Genomic DNA, 16,466 nt, shown 5'->3' on the forward strand with positions numbered 1-16,466 from the left:
TGTTGCCATCCCGCCTCCCCTGCTGGTTGGAAGCGACACCGCTTCCAACCAGCACAACGAGCAACCCGGTGAACCTATGCGGTCACAGCACTAGGTGCTCTTCCCCGCGCAGGCGGTCCAGGCCTGTATGGGGACCTGCGAGCCCCGCCACCTGTGGCGGGGCTCGTTTGGTACGGGCGAGTTGTCACGCCCTACGGAACAGCTCCGATGTCACCGGCCTGATCACTGGTGAGCCCCGTGGGCTATCACAACTGGGCGACGGCGCGGCCGGTGAGTCACCGGTGAGGTTCCTTGGGCCGTTAAGGAACTCCGCCGGCCAGGGGGAGCCCCCCGTAGTGCAGTTCCAGGCGGTCGGCAGCGCCCACCACCCGCAGGACCTCCAGGACTTGGCCGCTACGGCTGCGTACCACGCGCTCGATACACAGGACCGGTACCCGCTCCCCGATTCCGAGCTCTGCTGCCTCGGCCTGAGTCGGTGGCCGGGCTGTGACCGTCTCGTCGGCGGTAGCCGGATCCAGCCCGGCCGCGGTCATGGCCCCGAACACACCGCCGATGACCTTGCCCGGTTCGTCGAGTCCCGATGCGGCAGCCAGTCCGGCCGGATAGTAGGCGTCCTGGACCTGCACGACATCCCCGTCGATCACGGCGTGCCTGCTACGGCGGACAACAGGGGAGCCAGGTTCGATTTCGAGCAGCGCGGCAAGCCCGGCGGGCGCGGAGATGCGCTCCACAGATGAGGGAACGACGCTGCCGTCCAGGCCGACTGCGGCCGTTGCCGTCTCCCATGGCCCCTTGTCCCCGCCCGGGCGCAGCACGGCCCCGTATCGGCTCAACGGGACACGGACGCGTGAGCGGTTGCGGACCACCGTCCCGACCCGTGGCTTGCGTACAACGAGACCGCGGTCGACGAGCTCCCGGTAAGCCCGTTCAATGGACGGTTTTGACTCTCCCTCAGCCATCAACTCCACGGTGGTCGGCATCTTGGAACCGGGCGGAAACTCATCAGATGTGATGCGCTCCGCCAGGCGGTCGGCCAGGTCGCGCCATCGTTGCAACGGCATGGGCATCCTCCCTGTCTTGTAAAACCAGTACACCACATTAACCATGGTTGATTTTTTGGTTCCTGAGGGAACATCACTCCGGATACGTACCGGTTGCTCATTGGGGCCTTGCGTCCAGCGCTGACGGGGAGGGCGGCCGCCACTGCCGCGCGAGTGCGTGACACTGCGGCCGGTACGGGGGCGTGTGCGGCTGCGACCCCTGTGGTCCCGCTGCGCCGCCCGGACGTCTCGGCGTCCACAGCCTCCGACACCACCCGCGACCAGGCGGTCGGCCCCGGATCCGCCGCCGACGAAGGAACAGCCCACGATTACGGCGTAATACAGGCGGCGGATGCCAGTCAGGTGAGACCGTGATCTAGGAACTCAGAGCAGGCCCGACGAAGGAGGCGAACGAACGCGATGCAGCTGACTCGTACGCACCGGATTCTCATCGGCGTCGTGGTCGCCGGAGCCGTCGTCATCGCGGCGATCGGTTTCGCGGGCTCGTACTCCGCGGTGCGCGCGCTCGCCCTGCAGAAAGGCTTCGGCGACTTCTCGCTGGTGTTCCCGATCGGCATCGACGCGGGCATCTGCGTACTGCTCGCGCTCGACCTGCTGCTGACCTGGATCCGGATCCCCTTCCCGCTGCTGCGCCAGACCGCGTGGCTGCTGACGATCGCGACGATCGCCTTCAACGGCGCCGCGGCCTGGCCGGACCCGCTGGGCGTCGGCATGCACGCGGTGATCCCGATCCTGTTCGTGGTGACGGTGGAGGCGGCCCGGCACGCGGTGGGCCGGATCGCGGACATCACCGCGGACCGGCACATGGAGGGCGTCCGCATCACCCGCTGGCTCCTCTCCCCCGTCCCGACGTTCAAGCTGTGGCGCCGGATGAAGCTGTGGGAGCTGCGCTCCTACGAGCAGGCGGTCGGCATGGAGCAGGACCGGCTGATCTACCAGGCCCGGCTGCAGGCGCGCTACGGGCGCTTCTGGCGGCGCAAGGCCCCGGTGGAGGCGCTGATGCCGCTGAAGCTGTCCCGGATCGGGGTGCCGCTCGCGCAGACGGCCCCCAAGGGGCTGGCGGCGGCGGGCATCGACTCGGCATTGCTGCCCCCGGCTGCACCGGTGGTGTCGCTGGATCGCGAGCCTGTCGAGGAGCTGGATACGGGTGCAGCTCCGCAGACAGTCCAGGCGCTCGCTGCGCTCGGGCCGTCCGGGCCAGAGGGCGCCGAGTCGTCAAGGGGTCCTGGACAGGCGGTCCGTACGTCGGATCGGTCCGCGCAGGGCCTGACCGACGAGGAGTTGTGGGAGGCGTACCGCTCCTACTCTGCGGGCCTGGGCGAGTTCGCGGACGCTGCTTCGTTCGCCTGGCACCTCGCTGAGGCGTACGGAGTGACTGACCCGAAGACGGGAGGCCCGATGTCCCGGGCAGACCTGGAGCCGACTTTGGCTCGGCTGCACGCCGGGGCACACCCGTTGACCGGGCACCGGGTCGAGCCGGCTGTGACCGACGACGACCCGCTCGTGACCGCTCGAACCGCTCGACCGGTCTCCGGACCACCCGTCTCGCCGTCCCCGCCAGGGATCGGGGAGACGGCGACGACGACCGGCCCGCCGGTCCTCGCGCCGCACGTGCCCACCGAGGTTGCGTTGGAGGGTCGTGAGCCTGCTCGGGCTCTGACCGCGGCAGCAGCCGACGACCGTCGGGCCGACGGGGGAGGGCCGGGGCAGACGTCTCGGGCTGGCCTTCTCCCCATCCAGCCGGCAGATCCCGCTTCCGGTCAGACGAACGTGTGGGAGTCGACCGGCGGGGCCGACAGCGGAGCGGCTACCGCTCGCCTGCCCAGGCAGCAGGCTACGGATGAGTCTGAGCTCGATCCCGTGCAGAGCCAGGTGGTGACCGTCTCCGGCTGGCTGGCCGAGGCTGAGGAAGCCGGGCAGAAGTTGTCTGGAGCGGAAGTGGGCCGCCGTCTTGGCGTGTCCCCGAAAACGGGTCAACGCCGTCTGCTCGCCGCAACCGCCCACCTTGCCGAGCAACGCCGACAGCAGGATCGTCCGCGCCTCCGGGCAGTCCGGGGCTGATCCCATGCATCGTCACCGGAACGGTGACCGGCGATCCTGACCATGACCGGCTGGTGACCAGTGGCGTGACCGATCGGGGTTACTGACTCAAAGGCGCGGGGCAGCCCTGACCCATGCTTGTGACCGATCCAAGAATCGGTGACCGATCCGGGCGCGGGTCCGATGGGCAGCTCGTCGGTCATCGGTCATGACCGATTCCCACGTGACCGGTCACTGAGACCCGGACCGCCGGATCAGCAGCGTGGCCGTGGGCCTGGTGAGTGGTGCGGATCGGGCCGGTGATTGGTGGCCGATCGTCGTGACTGATCCGGCGACCGGTGACCGGACCGGTGACTGATCAGGGTCCCGGTGACCGGTGACCGAATGCCTCGTCGGTCACCGGTCATGACGATTCCCACGGCACCGGTCACCAGTCCCCGAGACCCCGACCACCGCCCCCGCAGCGGCCGTGGGGCGTGGTGACTGGTGCGGGGCGGGCCGGTGAGTGCTGGCCGATCGGCGTGACCGATCCGGTGACCGGTGACTGATTCGAGTCGCGGTGACCGGTGACCGATCGACGGCCCGTCGGTCATCGGTCATGACCGATTCCCACGTGACCGGTCACCACGACTCCGGACCCCGACCGCTGACCGCGCCGTAGGCCGTGGGCCTGGTGACTTGCGGGGAGCGGGTCGGTGAGTGGAGGCCGCTAGGCTGACTCGTCGCTGACTGGGGAGGCTGCGATGAGTTCGGTGCTGCGTGTCGATCCCGACGGTGGAACGACCCTGATGCCGTGGCCCGTGGATGAGCTGCAACGGGGTTTGCTGATCCGGGCTGGGGTCGGAGGCTCGGCGGATACCGCGGTCTACCACCGCCGTGCCGTGCTCCATGTTCACGGCAATGGGCAGTCCGCGCGTCTTCCGCTGAACCTGGCCGTGTGGGTGTTGGCTTCGGTGTGGCGGGGGATTGAGCTGCCGTACGGTCTTTACGGCACGGTGATGGTGACCGGCCCGCGGTCCCAGGAGCTGGAGACGGACCTGCTGGCGGAGGTTCAGGGCGTGTGCGTGGCGGTGGCCGAGGTGCGGGCCGAGTGGCAGGACCGGCCGCCGGCCGGCGAGGGCACGGCTCGCGCCGAGCTTCTCGCCGCGGCCCGCTACGCCAGGGATGCGCTGCGCGCTCCGACGGCTTGAGCGGCTGTAGGGCCACGGGATATACCCCGCGGCTGGCATGGGCGGCCTCTCGCCGCGCCTCCCCCTCCCGGTCCAGGCGCTGCGGCGGCCCGACGGCTCAGCTGAACAGTGCCTCGCCCCAGTTGGACCCGGGCGAACGCGGACGCACGAGGGTGGCGGATATGCGGCTGCGGTGAATCCCGCTGATGCCGATGCGGTTCTCCGGACAGAATGAGGCCCTGCTGGACACCGGCAGGGCCTCAGTGCGTCTACTGGAGCGGATTCAGACCTTCCTTGGTGAACCATCTGACGTCGCCGAGGGCGTCCTCCGCCCGACCTCCGAGAACCGGGTCTTCGAGCAGCGATTCGAGCCGGCTCACCAGCTCGGCGCTCACGGTCCCGTGGATGCGCCCCAGGTGTCCCATGCAGGTGATGGCCAGGGCGGTGATCTGCGGGTCGTTGTCTGGTTCCAGGCAGTCCAGCAGGATGCGTTCCATCCTGCTGCGGTCCGGATCATTCACGGTCAATGCGAGGAGAGCCCTGGTGGAGCGACTCGTGTCACGGCCGCGGAGGTCCGCCGCCATGGCTTCTCTCCACTGCCGGAGTTCTTCATCTGCGTTGTTCACTATGTTCTCTGTCATTGGATTTGATCCTCTTGCGCAGCCTACGGGCGCGCCGCGGTGTCAGGCCCGCACCGTAAATGGCGCGGCGGGGGCGGCGTTGCCGGTCAGGGCGTGGGTGATGGTGTCCTGGGTGGTGTCTTCGAGGGTGAGGTCGTAGGTGCGTGCCATGTGCTGGATGCGGGCGATGGTCCGGCGGATCGCGGCGTCGTTTCCTGCGGCCCGTTCGATGGTCAGCAGGTCGCGGTAGAGCACTTCGGAGGTTTCTTCGATGTCCAGGCCCTTGTGCACGGTTCGGCGGGCGGCATCCAGGTCGGGCAGGGGGCCGTCGGCATGCCAGCGGGCGAGGGTGTGCGCGGTGTCCGTGATCCTGGACAGCATGTCCTGGATGATCGGATCGGCCCAGGGCAGCGTCCGGCCGTCGAACGGCTTGCCGCGCACGAGCGCCATTGCCGCTTCCAGGTCTTCGATGCCGGCGGGCGGGCCTGCTGCGAGGCCCCGGCCGGCGTATTCCTGGAACTGTGCCCAGTCGGAGGTGACGGCCGGGTGGAAGGCGTATCCAGCTCCCGTCTTGGGGCGGGGGAGCAGCGGCTGGCCGTTGGTGTGGAGGCCGATGGCGTTGCGGAGTTCGGAGAGGCGTGAGTGCAGGGTCCGGGTGGACCACGGGTGGGCGAAGTCCATCGCTGCACACAGGGCGTCGGCGCTGCGGCCGGGCCGCAGGTGGATGTAGGCGGCGACGCTGGTGGTGCGCGGGCTGTGCGCGGTCGCGGCGCCGCCGCTGATCCGCAGCGGTCCCAGAACGTCGATGCGCACGCTGGTGTCTTCGGGGCCGGGCGGCTGGGGGAGCGGCGAGGCGTGCGGTGCGGGGACTGCTGCTGCAGGGACCTTGGGGGGCTGCTCTGCTGCTGCTGGGGCTTCGGCTTTCGTGCTGCTGTGTGTGTCAGGTGTGCCCGCCCCGGTGGTGTTCGCGGTTGCCGGGGCCGTGGCGCCGGTGTTGCCGGCCGTGGGAGTTGCGGGGGCGGGGATGCTTTTGGCGAGCAGGGCGGGGAAGGGGTTGCCGGGGTCGAGGGATCCTTCGCCGACGGCGTGAACGGTCAGCGTGGCGCCGCCGGCGGCCGCCCGGCTGTGGTCCTCGGCCTTCTCCCACGGCCCGGTCGCCGCCTTGGCGTCTTGGGTGGAGACGGTAAGGGCGTGGATGTACTGCCGGTACTGCTCGTCGGTGATCCGCTGAAGGTCCACTGACGTTTCCAGCACCGCGACCGCAGTGTCCTCGTCGTCGGTGACGGTGAGGACTTCGGCGTGGGGGAAGCAGCGGCGGGCTGCGGCGGTGGCGGGCAGGACCACCGCGGTGTCCAGGGTCCGGCCAGCGGCGAGGGCGTCGGCGAGCTGCACCACATGCTCGTCGTCCGTCTCCCCGGCCAGGACCGCGAGCCACGGCAGGACCTGTTCCCCGCTCTGGTGGGCTTCCAGCATCAGCTCGCCGAGGTCGGCGGCGACGGCCGGGAGGTGCGGCATGGTGCGGATGCGGCCCTGGGGCAGGAGTCCGGCGAGGCGGGCGCCGAGCCCGCAGGTGAGGATCTCGCTGTAGTCGGTCCATGCGCAGGTGCCCAGTTCCAGGGCGAGGGCACGCGCTACTTCCAGGATCTCCTCGTCGCTGCCGTCCAGGAGCAGGATCCGGCAGGTCATGAGGTCGATGAGGACCAGCCCGTCCGTGTTGGCGCCGAGGGTGACCAGGCCGGGGTAGGGGGCCTGGACGTCGGTGAGGTCTTCGGCGGCGAGGAGCTCGGCCTGCTCGTCGAGGATCCAGACACGAGGGGCCGGCCCGTCGGCGAACGGCGTGATGGGGGCGGCGGGTTCGTCCAGCAGCAGGGTCACCCCGGCCGCATCGAGGCGGGCACCGCGCAGGGCGGGCAGGGTGAGGTCGCGGTCGGCGGCGTGGTGGGCGAGGGTGCGCAGTGCCCCGTCCAGGAGTTCGATCCCTGCCGGTTCGGAGCCTGCGGCGAGGATCTGTTCCAGGGGGGTGGGTTCCTCGTCCTGGGCGATGGTCTGTCCGGCGCGGCGTTCACGCTGCTGCAGGATGCGGCGGACGCCGAGCGCTCCGGCGAGGGAGGCGGCCAGCAGGGTCCCGATCCCGGCGATCATGGCGACGTTCACCTGGCCGCTCGTGGCTCCTTCGACCGGGCTGGCGGTGGTCGGCGGGGCCGGCTGCGGGCTCTGTCCCGTCGCCGCGGGCGCGGGCGCCGGGGTAGCGGACGGTCCAGCGGTGGGCGCCGACGCCGTGGGGGTTGGCGTTGCCGATGCGCCCGGTGACGGTGCGGCCGACGTCGGCGATGTCGTGGCGTCCGGAGTCGCCGGCGCGGGCTTTCTGCCGGGGTCGGGCTTGGCCTCCGCTGGAGGGGCGGGGGTGGTGGTGGCCGGCTGGGGGAGGGTGAGGTGCTGTCCGGGGTGGATCAGGTTGGGATCGGTGAAGGCACCGCCGCCGGGCAGGTCACTGTCTTTGTTCAGGTCGAAGATCTCGCCGTACCGGTCGGGGTCGCCGAGCTGTTGGTCGGCGATGGTGGAGAGGCTATCGCCCTCGCGGACCGTGTACGTCGTTGCGGAGGTGCCACTGTTGTGGGGGGCCGATGGGCTCGCTTGGCCGTCCGGGCCGGGGCGGGCGTCGGTGGGGAGTTGCAGGGTCCATCCGGGCTGGATGGGCCGCTCGGCGTGGAAGACCAGCCCTGCGGGCATGGTGCGGCCCTCGTTGAGTGCGGCGATCTCCTCCCACCGCTGCCCGTCCCCCAGGGTCGTCTCGGCGATCGACCACAGGCTTTCCGCGGGCCGTGTATCGCGCACCGTGTAGGTGACCTGGCCGTGGCCGGTGTCGGAGGAGGATGCTGCCGGGCCGGCGGGGGAGTTGGTGGTGGCGGTGCCGGGGACGGCGGCCGCGCTGACGCCCGTGGTGGCGGCGGTCGCGGGTGCGGCGGAGGCGGGCAGAGCTAGCGCCGTGCCGGTGGGCAGGGCCAGGAGTACGGCGCTGATGAGGGTGGCGGCGGCCCGCTGTCCGACCAGGCCGCGGATCTGGGGTGCGGCCCGGCCGCGCAGCTGGGCGGGGATCTCCAGCAGCACCGCGCACGCGAACAGGGCCCAGCCGATCCAGCCGGCGACGGCAAGGGCGAGGAGGAAGACTTGCCCGGAGTCGTCGGTGGAGAACAGGGAGCCGAGCGCGGCCATGCCGGGCGGCCCGACCACAGAGGTGGCCCACCACAGCAGCATGGGCAGACCGCCCAGCAGGGCGAGCAGGACGGTCAGGCTGAGCAGGCCGCGCAGCACGGCGGCCGCCGTCTGGACATGGCCGCGGGCCGGACGCGGGGTGCGGGCCCTGGGGGTCTTCGACATGAGCGGGTCCTTCTCCCTACAGGGGGTTGTTACTGGGGTCCGGTCACGCCGTGCAGAAGGCGTGCCGATCCGTGGCCGGACACGCTGAGGGAGCCGATGCCCACGACGGACAGGAACTTGGTGGGGTAGGCGTCGGTGACGGTGACCGTGAGCTGGGTGCGGTCCGCGGACAGGGCGACGCTGCCCTTAGTGCCGGCGCGGGCGATGTAGGCGTAGGCGGCGGCCTGCGCGGCGTCGGGGTCGACGCGTACGCCCTGGCCGGTGACGGCTGAGGCGGGGTCGATGGCCTGGCCCGCGGCGCGGGCCGCCTCCATGGCGACGGCATCCGCGCGTTCGGTGGCGCGCAGTTTCCCGCCGCCGTCGATGGCCAGGCCGATGATGCCCAGCAGGGCGATGGTGCAGATCGCGGTGTAGACGGTGATCCCGCCCTCGTCGCCGCGTAGTCGCTCGCGCCTTCGGGCGCGCGGTGTGGGCATGGTCAGCCCTCCCTGGAGCGGTAGGCGTCCACGACGGAGGTGAACGAACTGGTCATGGTCTTGCTGCCGGGGACCCCGGGCAGCAGCAGGTCGGACAGTGGCACGGTGCAGGAGATCGTGACGGTGACGGTGCCGACGTCGCCGAGAGGGACGGCCAGCCCCGACGAGTCGACGCTGGTGGAGGTCGAAGAGCAGTGGATGCCCTGGTCGTTGAGGGAGCGGGCGGCCGCGGCGGCAGCCTCGGACTGGGCGCCGGAGTAGGTGCGCGAGATGGACGCGGCGCGGGCCGCGTCTTCTGCGGCCGCGTCGACTTTCGCGCCGGAAGTGACGATGCGTCCGCCGGCGATGGCCAGGCACAGCAGCATCAGCAGCAGAGGGGTGACGATGGCGGCCGCGATGGTCTCGCTGCCCCGGTCCTCGCGGGCAGCGGCCAGCCTCCGGGCCGCCCACGACGGCAGACATGTGCGGGTCATGGCGTGGTCCACCGTTCGCGGGGCGCGCCAGCGGACTGCGATACCGAGAGACCGGAGATCCCGGGGATCAGGGACGGGGCGTGGCCGGTGACGGTCACCCGCACTTCGGTGGCGGTGCTGCCGGACGTGCTGACCGTGCTGCCGGTGAGGCTGTCGCCCGCGATGCGCCCGAGGGTCTCGCGGGCTCGGGCGGCTCCCGCGCCTTCCGGTGACTGGTAGGTGCGGGCGGCGGCGACACCCTCGCGCGCGGCGGTCAGGGCGATGTTGCGGGCGTAGACCCACATGGCAGCCTGCACCACGGCGACGGTGACCAGGATGACGAACGGGAACACGATCGCCATCTGGATGGAGGACTCCCCCCGGTCGCCCAGCCGGCCCAGGTCCGGCCACCGGTGAGGACGGCTTCTCGCCCTGCGTGCCACTACGCCCCCCTCTTCTTCCGTGTCCTGTGCTGCTGTCCGGGGCTCAGATCCCGGACAGCTTGCCGTTGTACTTGGTGATGACGACGCCGAGTGTCCCGGCGATGGCCAGTGCCCCGGCGACGACGGCGACCCAGATGATGACCGTGGTGATGGAGATGTCCCCCCGGTCCTTGGCGCTGTGCTTCTTGATGTCCTCCCAGTGCGACTTGAGGGCGATCGACAGCCGGATGGCGTGCTTGGTCATGTCCGGGACTCCCTTGTGTGCGGGTCAGGTGTTGAGCATGCGGATGACGGCGGGGAAGGCGATCAGGAGCATGACCAGGACGGCGAGGAGCGCGCCGGGGGCGGTCATCTTCTCGCTGTCGGCGTTCGCTTCCGCCGCCTGCGCGGCGAGGAGCTCGGTGCGCAGGTTTTTGGCGCGTGAGCGCAAGGTGGCGTAGACGGACGCGCCGTCGTCGGCGGACTGCCGCATGATCGCGGCGAGGTCGTCCAGGACGGGCAGGTCCAGCTCGGCGGTCAGGCGGGCCAGTGACTCCCAGTGCGGGACCTTGTCGACCCGCGAGCGGGCCAACGCCCCCTGGATCCGCACGAACGCCCAGCCCTGCCCTGTCTGGGCGGCCTGCTCCATGGCCTGCTCCGCCGACACGTTCCCGGCCCGGCGCAGCGCGACCAGGTCGAGGTAGGCGGCCATGGCGTGCGCGAACTCGGCCCGCGCCCTCTTGGCCTTGTCCCGCAGCGCCAGGTCGGGGGTGAACCACAACAGGACGCCGGCCAGGAGCCCGACAATGGCGGGCAGGTACAGCGGCAGGCCCAGCAGCAGAAGCGGGATCGTGGACAGCGGCGGCAGCAGCAGACCGCCCCCGGCCAGCGCCACCTTGGTCAGCAGGAAGCGGGCTGGGGTGGTGCCGGTCAGCGCGAGATCCTTGTGGGGGATCCGTACGCCTGGCACATCGGCGAGGTGCTCCACCAGCCACCGGCCCCACCGCTCGTCACGGTCAACAAGCTCCTCGCTGGTGCGCAGGGGTGCGGGCTCGTTCAGGCGGCGCAGCGCCGGCCCGAGCGCGGGCGCGGGGCGCAGCATTTCACGGATCAGGAGCGCCGTACCGGCGCCGATCGACGCGCCTGCCAGGACCGCAGACACCGGAATCATGCGGACACCTCCGCGCCCTCAACATCGGCACGCGAGGCCAGTGTGACCGCGCTGCGGGGGTCGGCGACCAGGAAGCGGGGGACCGGCTTGGTGTCGGCGATCTGCCGCATCAGCGCGAGGACCCCCACGAAGCCGACGGCGAGGACGGCCAGAACCAGCTGCCCGATCAGCGTGCCGTACGGGGCGGTATACGACGGGATGAGGAAACCGGCTCCGACGACGCCGAGCGTGATGATGGTCATCCACCGCATCGTCGTACGGGGCTTGGCCCTATCCGCCTCGATCGCCCGCCGACGTGAGACCTCTTCATGTACGGACTCGGCGAGGTCATCCAGCGCCTGCGCGAGCCCGGGGCCCCGGTCAGCGGCCGACAGCACCAGGGCGGCGACGACCTTGTCGGCCGTCACGTCGTCCAGGGCATCCCCGAACAGGCGCAGCGCATCAGCCGGCCGCCAACCGACGTGCAGCCGGTCCACCAGGTCCCCGACCTCGGCAGCAATCTCGTCGGGACAGCCCTTCCGGGAGATCTGCAGAGCCTCGTCCAGGCCTCGGCCCAACCGCAGCACGTTGGCCAGGCGCTGCGTCCAGTCGCCCAGCGCCTCCAGCTTCCCGATCCGGGCCGTCGCCGACTTCGTCGGCGCCAGCAGCCACGGCACCCCGACCACGGCCAGGAACACCAGCGCCCCGGCGACGAACACCCCGGTCACCAGCCACAGCAGCACCCCGGCCAGCGCGCCGCCGACCAGGCGGGTGCGGCGCGCCATGCGCTGGTCCCGCCCGGCCAGGCGACGGCCCGCACGGACACGGGCGGCCACCGTCGGCCCCTTGGGCGCAGTCGTCCCGACGATCCCGCAGACAAGCCCCACCAGACCGCCCGCGAGCGCGAGACCGGCCAGTACCCACATCAGCAGCGCGATCACAGGCCCGCCCCCTCATCCACCAGCAGCGGCAGGGCCGTGCTCCACGCCCCACCCGTAACGTTGAGCAGCGCGGCGTCGAACCCGGCGCGGCGCAGGTCGTTGATGCACCGCGGATGCATGAGCGGAACCGCCCGGTGCTCACCCCACTCCGGGCGCGGCCCGAAGATCGCGTTCGTCTCCGGCCGCCCGCCCTCCCCGATCCCGGTGACCTCCAGGACGTGGGAGACGAACCGGTGGCGGTGACCACCGATCTTCGTCTCATCGATGGAGGAGACGAACACGATGAAGTGCAGGCCGTTCGCGGCCTGCCGGTAGGCAAGGGCCTCGGACATGTTGGCCTGCGCCAGCAGGTAGAGCTCGGCGATACGGTCGAACACCACGCTCGGGTGGATGGCGTGCAGGGTGCACAAATTTCCACCAGCGCCGTTCGTCATCGCCTGCAGCATCGCCACGATCTCCGGCCCGCGCACCTCACCGACCACGATCCGCGTCAGCGTCATACGCAGCGCCCGGTACATCAGGTCCATGAGCGTGATCTCGCCGGCCGCCTGCCCTGCGACCATCTCACCGTTGGACTCGCGCGCTTCCATCGGCACGACCTGGCGGTGGTGCCCGTTCTCATGGGCGAACAGCTCGTACTCGGTCTCCAGCGTGGCGAACCGCTCGTCGGGGTCGATCTCGCGCAGCAGCGCGCGCAGCAGCGTGGTCTTGCCCGCGGCCTGACCGCCGACGACCATGACGTTCTTCTCCGCGCGTACGCACGCCCGCAGAAACTGCTCCAGAGTGGTGTCGAGCATCCCCCGGTTGACCAGCGCGGGCAGATCGGCGTGGCGCATGCTGTGCCGGCGGATCGTCACATAGGTGCCCGGCGTGACATCGATGACCGCCTGCAGGCGGGATCCGTCCGACAGCCGCAGGGCGAGGAACGGGTCGGCGGTCGACAAGCTGCGTTCAGCCTGTCCGGTCGTCCTGCGCGCGAGGTCGCGCAGAAGTTCGCGCAGCTCCTCATCCGAGTCGGCGACCGGCGCCACCCGCACGCGGCGGCCGTCGGTGAAGTCCAACCACACGTCGGCGTACCCGTTGATGAAGATGTTCTCCACCAGCGGGTTGTCCAGGTGCTGCTGGAGCCGGCCCGCACGGAACTGCAGGTCGAAGACAGCCTGGGCGATCGCCGCGTCCTCGGCCGCGCTGGTGGCCGCACCGCGCTTGACGGCCTCTGCATCCGACCACACTGCCACCTGCTCATTGATCAGATGCCGGCCCTGCTGCTCCTGCGCTGCCGGGCTCATACCCGGACGGGCCCGCAGCAGGTCGGTGAGCCGCTCCCCGACCTCCTTCTTGATCAGCCGTACCGCCCCATAGTCCACCACAACAGCCGGTGCGCCCGCAGTTGCAGGCTTGACTGTGCCGGGGAGCGCCGACCGCGCATCAACGCCCCCCGCGCCGACTGCGCCAGCCGGGGCGGGCACGGCGGGGAGGTGACGCGGGGCGACGAGGCGGGCCTGCAGCGAACCGGCAGCCGGTGCTGTGACCTGTGGATCATTGTGCAGGGGGTTAGCGCGCACCGTTCACCACCCGCCCCAGCGTGGATGCGGGAGGCGGCGGGGCGAGGCGCGAGCGGCGGATCGCCACCAGCTCCTGCACCCGCACCGCGGCCGACCGCGCCGACCGCATCAGCTCGCTCGACTCGAACCGGCGGGGCTGCTCCGCTCCGTCGGACAGCACCTTGGCTTCCTTCGGCCGCCACGGCAGCACCGCCGTGACTGGGACACCGAGGGTCCGGCGGACCTCCTCCTTGGAGAACGGGCCTTCGTCCACGAGAAGCAGACCGAGCTCGGCGCCCCCGCCGACAAGCTCGCGCAGCGCGTTCAGCCGTACCTGGGCACTCTGCAGGCTGCGCAGGGTCGTACGGGCCACCATCAAGACGACATCCGCACGCTGGGCGAGAACCGCGGACGCTCCGAACCCACCGCGCCGCCCCAGGTCCACCAGGACGTCGTGCTGGTGCGCCTCGATCCCGGCGAACATGTCCGCGAGAGGCTTCCACACCGGTTCCATCGCGGAGGCGTGCGCAGGGTCGTAGAGACCGGGCAGCACCAGCCGGTCGCGGGTCCCCTCATCGGTGACATCGACCAGCTGTCGCCAGAACGCCTCACCCAGCTGACCCTGGCGCCCCGCCACCGCGAGGTTCCGCATCCCGTGGGAATTGTCCAAAGTCCCTTGCAGCGCGCCCGGCAGGATCGCGCCGCCGTCCGGGTCTGCCTCGGCGAGTACCACCCGCTGGCCCTCCGCCAGCGGCCACGTCATCAGCAGCGCCATCGCCGCCGTGGTCACCCCCGGGGCACCCAGCCCCCCGACCAGCGCGACGACGGCCATCAGCTGCCCTCCTGCGGTGCCAGGATCAGCGCGATCGCACCCGTCGCTACCCGAGCGGCCAGTGCCGGCCCGTCGCTGGACGGCACGGCCACATCCACCACGACCACGCCTGTCGCGGGCGCGGGCGTCCCTACGGCAACCACGGTCGCCGACAGCGTCTTCGGCGCCGCCGTCGGCTCGGCGCCCTTGCCCGCAGTGCCGGCCTGGGCCGGATCTGGCGTCGACACGATCAGCACCTTCTGGCCGGGCGTGAGACGGCTCGCCGGAAGCTGTGACGGCTTCAGCGCGACACCCACCAGCTGCTCACCGGCCTTGACCAGCGAGACGGAAGTGACCTGTCCGGGGGACAGGAGCGAGCCCGCCTTCAGCGCGACCGCGGCACGCTGACCCACGACGTCGGCTTTCTTCGCGAGGGGCACCGCATTGACGGCCGGGTCCAGGGCCAGCGACGCCGGCGCCAGGTCCGCGTCGGTGACCGACGCCCCCACCGGCACGTCACGGGCCACCACCAGCACTGCGGACCGCTGCCCCGACGCGGTGAACAGCAGCGCGCCGGACAGGCCTCCCGCCGCGATCAGAGCGACGGACAGAGCGATCAGGCCAGGCCTGCGCCGGCGCTGGCGCACGACGCGCGGGGCGGCCGCCGGCTCGGCTCCCGGACCGCGGGGCGCGGGTACGGCGGCACGACCCGGTGTTGTGGGCGTGGTGGTGGTACTCACGTGCTGTGCCTCCTGGAGAGGAAAGGAAGTGCGGTCGCTCGGCCTGCTACTGGCCGACGACCTGGAGTTCTCCGATGCGCACCGGAACCTGCGAAGTGCGGGTCGTGGTCAGGTCGCCCTGCTGGCCCCCGCCGACCCAATGCACGGCCCAGGTCGTCGTCGCGGTCACGGCGTACTCGCCGACGCGGGAGTAGCCCGGCATGCCGCACTGCCCGCTGGCCGTGTTGGGCGGGTTCAGCCCGAAGGACGGGCTGTACGGCGTTCCCGGGAACGGGCAGGACACGGTGGAGCCGTTCCCGAAGTTCCACACGACGTTCTGCACGGTCGCCGTGGCCGTCACCGTCACCCCGAGCGCCGTCGCGCTCGCCGACGTCGGACCGGTGGTCTGCGGGCTGGGCCCGTTCCACACCCAGACGGGAACTCCGACCGTTCCGGTGCCGCCCTGCTTGGGGGCGACACCGATATCGGCGCCGAGCAGCCGCATCTTGGTGACCGCCTCCTCGGCCAGGGCTGCCAGGTTCGGGCCGCCGCCGTATCCGGGAGGGGGGTTCTGGAACCAGCGGAGCCCGCCCATCAGCGGCTGGCCCGGGCACTGGCCGTTGTAAACAGCGCCGTCCCCCGGCGTGTGTCCGGCCCAGACCGGATCATTGGCGGCCGGTGGTGGCTCCAGAAGGCGCCAGTAGCAGGAGCTGGACTGGTCGAACCAGCCCGACTCTTCATCGTGACAGGGAACCTCGAACGTCCCGCCGGAGCCGTCGCGAGCCATGCATTTGGCCGAACCGCCCCCGCCGCCCCCGCCGCCGTCATCTCCCGGCTTACCGTCATCGCCAGGCCGACTGGGCTTCGGGGGCTTCTTGCCGCCGGAGTAGACATCGCAGTCTGCGGCACCGGGCGGGCAGTTGGTGCCCGGCTTCGGCTCGTCTGCTGCCGCAGGAACGGCGCACAGGGATACAGCGAGTAACAGCGCGGTTGTGGCCATGCGTCCCGTGCCGCTCAGCACAGCTGGTCCCGGGAGATATCAAAGTCGCGGATCTGCCAGGCTCCGCCGACTTTCAGAGCGGTGTAGGTGGCGGCGTGGCGACGGTTCTTATCCATCGTCTCCACAGGCTTGCCGCTCTGCTTCTCCACCTGGATGTAGTTGGTGCTGTCGATGCAGTCGGTGATGCTCGCCTTGGGCGGAGCAGCCGCCGAGTCCAGAGCCGTGACCCTCGGCGACAGGTTCGGGGCGCCAGTCATGACGAAGTCGTTGTCCCTGTAGTAGATCTGGGTCGCCTGGACCTTCGCGTAGGCCTTGTCCACGCCTACGGATTCCATCCCGGTGTTCTTCATGGATCCGGTGGAGTAGGCCTTCAGCGAGGCGTCCCAGAAGGCGCGGTACACGCCGAGGAGGGCGGCCTTCTCGGCTTCCTGAGGGTCGGCCGAGGGGCTGGGCGACGCGGTGGGACTGGGCGGCGGCGGGGCCGCCTTGTCGTCCTTGGAGCAGCCGGCCGTGACGGTTGTGACGGTCGCTGCGATGGCGGCGGCCGCGAGCAGCCGGCGATGCCGTGCGGTGCGGGTGTGGTGCTGGCGTGTGGTTGTCACGTGGATACCCCCGGTTGTCACCTCGCCGGGTGGCCGGTCCGGGCCGTCCACCTGGGCCACGTCGTCGCTGTTGCAACGCGT

General features: G+C 70.9%; 16 protein-coding genes. 2 read left to right on the top strand and 14 right to left on the bottom strand.

Annotation, left to right across the window (positions count from 1 at the left end):
* Window positions 1-299 precede the first annotated feature (299 nt).
* Window positions 300-1,106 (bottom strand): GntR family transcriptional regulator, encoded by an 807-nt coding sequence (locus AB0D48_RS31780; protein ID WP_362404785.1) that lies wholly within the window; start codon window positions 1,104-1,106, stop codon window positions 300-302.
* 354 nt (window positions 1,107-1,460) lie between these two features.
* Here AB0D48_RS31780 and AB0D48_RS31785 point away from each other — a divergent pair, with 354 nt between their 5' ends.
* Window positions 1,461-3,122 (top strand): DUF2637 domain-containing protein, encoded by a 1,662-nt coding sequence (locus AB0D48_RS31785; protein WP_362404787.1) that lies wholly within the window; start codon window positions 1,461-1,463, stop codon window positions 3,120-3,122.
* Window positions 3,123-3,844: 722 nt separating this feature from the next.
* A complete protein-coding gene (locus AB0D48_RS31790; RefSeq protein ID WP_362404790.1) occupies window positions 3,845-4,291 on the top strand; it encodes a hypothetical protein in 447 nt (148 codons plus the stop codon).
* Window positions 4,292-4,539: 248 nt separating this feature from the next.
* Here the strand turns inward: AB0D48_RS31790 and AB0D48_RS31795 are convergent, their stop codons facing one another.
* The 13 genes from AB0D48_RS31795 to AB0D48_RS31855 all read right to left on the bottom strand — a co-directional run bounded on the left by AB0D48_RS31795 (window position 4,540) and on the right by AB0D48_RS31855 (window position 16,385).
* Window positions 4,540-4,911, bottom strand: a complete 372-nt coding sequence (locus AB0D48_RS31795; protein WP_362404793.1) for a hypothetical protein — start codon at window positions 4,909-4,911, stop codon at window positions 4,540-4,542.
* Window positions 4,912-4,953: 42 nt separating this feature from the next.
* A complete protein-coding gene (locus AB0D48_RS31800) occupies window positions 4,954-8,268 on the bottom strand; it encodes a LysM peptidoglycan-binding domain-containing protein (protein WP_362404796.1) in 3,315 nt (1,104 codons plus the stop codon).
* A 29-nt stretch (window positions 8,269-8,297) separates the two neighbouring features.
* Window positions 8,298-8,744: a pilus assembly protein TadG-related protein gene (locus tag AB0D48_RS31805; protein ID WP_362404798.1), complete on the bottom strand. Its 447-nt coding sequence runs from the start codon at window positions 8,742-8,744 to the stop codon at window positions 8,298-8,300.
* A gap of 2 nt (window positions 8,745-8,746) precedes the next feature.
* The gene (locus AB0D48_RS31810) at window positions 8,747-9,217 is read right to left on the bottom strand and encodes a TadE/TadG family type IV pilus assembly protein (protein ID WP_362404801.1); all 471 of its coding nucleotides are present in this window, start codon (window positions 9,215-9,217) and stop codon (window positions 8,747-8,749) included.
* The gene (locus AB0D48_RS31815) at window positions 9,214-9,558 is read right to left on the bottom strand and encodes a TadE family protein (RefSeq protein ID WP_362404804.1); all 345 of its coding nucleotides are present in this window, start codon (window positions 9,556-9,558) and stop codon (window positions 9,214-9,216) included. Before AB0D48_RS31815 ends, AB0D48_RS31810 begins: the two co-directional genes overlap by 4 nt.
* A 124-nt stretch (window positions 9,559-9,682) precedes the next feature.
* Window positions 9,683-9,883, bottom strand: coding sequence for a hypothetical protein (locus AB0D48_RS31820; RefSeq protein ID WP_362404807.1), 201 nt, complete (start codon window positions 9,881-9,883; stop codon window positions 9,683-9,685).
* A gap of 24 nt (window positions 9,884-9,907) precedes the next feature.
* Window positions 9,908-10,789 (bottom strand): type II secretion system F family protein, encoded by an 882-nt coding sequence (locus tag AB0D48_RS31825; protein WP_362404811.1) that lies wholly within the window; start codon window positions 10,787-10,789, stop codon window positions 9,908-9,910.
* Window positions 10,786-11,694 carry a type II secretion system F family protein gene (locus AB0D48_RS31830; RefSeq protein WP_362404904.1) on the bottom strand — a complete coding sequence of 303 codons (909 nt, stop codon included), beginning with the start codon at window positions 11,692-11,694 and terminating at the stop codon, window positions 10,786-10,788. Before AB0D48_RS31830 ends, AB0D48_RS31825 begins: the two co-directional genes overlap by 4 nt.
* 11 nt (window positions 11,695-11,705) lie before the next feature.
* Complete coding sequence (locus tag AB0D48_RS31835; protein ID WP_362404814.1) at window positions 11,706-13,079, bottom strand: CpaF/VirB11 family protein; 1,374 nt, start codon at window positions 13,077-13,079, stop codon at window positions 11,706-11,708.
* A gap of 184 nt (window positions 13,080-13,263) precedes the next feature.
* Window positions 13,264-14,085, bottom strand: coding sequence for a hypothetical protein (locus AB0D48_RS31840; RefSeq protein ID WP_362404817.1), 822 nt, complete (start codon window positions 14,083-14,085; stop codon window positions 13,264-13,266).
* Window positions 14,085-14,804, bottom strand: coding sequence for an SAF domain-containing protein (locus AB0D48_RS31845; protein WP_362404820.1), 720 nt, complete (start codon window positions 14,802-14,804; stop codon window positions 14,085-14,087). Before AB0D48_RS31845 ends, AB0D48_RS31840 begins: the two co-directional genes overlap by 1 nt.
* A gap of 46 nt (window positions 14,805-14,850) precedes the next feature.
* Entirely contained in the window at window positions 14,851-15,570 is a 720-nt protein-coding gene (locus AB0D48_RS31850; RefSeq protein ID WP_362404823.1) for an ATP/GTP-binding protein, read from the bottom strand.
* A gap of 227 nt (window positions 15,571-15,797) precedes the next feature.
* Entirely contained in the window at window positions 15,798-16,385 is a 588-nt protein-coding gene (locus AB0D48_RS31855) for a hypothetical protein (RefSeq protein ID WP_362404826.1), read from the bottom strand.
* Window positions 16,386-16,466: the final 81 nt, after the last annotated feature.

The organism is Streptomyces sp. NPDC048269, assembly GCF_040652395.1.
In the GTDB taxonomy this organism is placed as follows: domain Bacteria; phylum Actinomycetota; class Actinomycetes; order Streptomycetales; family Streptomycetaceae; genus Streptomyces.

What these genes read in the sequence shown, in the direction of transcription:
- AB0D48_RS31800 (WP_362404796.1), bottom strand. Translation starts at nt 8,268, where the DNA reads ATGTCGAAGACCCCCAGGGCCCGCACCCCGCGTCCGGCCCGCGGCCAT.
- AB0D48_RS31815 (WP_362404804.1), bottom strand. Translation starts at nt 9,558, where the DNA reads ATGGCGATCGTGTTCCCGTTCGTCATCCTGGTCACCGTCGCCGTGGTG.
- AB0D48_RS31795 (WP_362404793.1), bottom strand. Translation starts at nt 4,911, where the DNA reads ATGACAGAGAACATAGTGAACAACGCAGATGAAGAACTCCGGCAGTGG.
- AB0D48_RS31840 (WP_362404817.1), bottom strand. Translation starts at nt 14,085, where the DNA reads ATGGCCGTCGTCGCGCTGGTCGGGGGGCTGGGTGCCCCGGGGGTGACC.
- AB0D48_RS31780 (WP_362404785.1), bottom strand. Translation starts at nt 1,106, where the DNA reads ATGGTTAATGTGGTGTACTGGTTTTACAAGACAGGGAGGATGCCCATG.
- AB0D48_RS31850 (WP_362404823.1), bottom strand. Translation starts at nt 15,570, where the DNA reads ATGGCTCGCGACGGCTCCGGCGGGACGTTCGAGGTTCCCTGTCACGAT.
- AB0D48_RS31785 (WP_362404787.1), top strand. Translation starts at nt 1,461, where the DNA reads ATGCAGCTGACTCGTACGCACCGGATTCTCATCGGCGTCGTGGTCGCC.
- AB0D48_RS31825 (WP_362404811.1), bottom strand. Translation starts at nt 10,789, where the DNA reads ATGATTCCGGTGTCTGCGGTCCTGGCAGGCGCGTCGATCGGCGCCGGT.
- AB0D48_RS31810 (WP_362404801.1), bottom strand. Translation starts at nt 9,217, where the DNA reads ATGACCCGCACATGTCTGCCGTCGTGGGCGGCCCGGAGGCTGGCCGCT.
- AB0D48_RS31820 (WP_362404807.1), bottom strand. Translation starts at nt 9,883, where the DNA reads ATGACCAAGCACGCCATCCGGCTGTCGATCGCCCTCAAGTCGCACTGG.
- AB0D48_RS31830 (WP_362404904.1), bottom strand. Translation starts at nt 11,694, where the DNA reads ATGTGGGTACTGGCCGGTCTCGCGCTCGCGGGCGGTCTGGTGGGGCTT.
- AB0D48_RS31805 (WP_362404798.1), bottom strand. Translation starts at nt 8,744, where the DNA reads ATGCCCACACCGCGCGCCCGAAGGCGCGAGCGACTACGCGGCGACGAG.
- AB0D48_RS31790 (WP_362404790.1), top strand. Translation starts at nt 3,845, where the DNA reads ATGAGTTCGGTGCTGCGTGTCGATCCCGACGGTGGAACGACCCTGATG.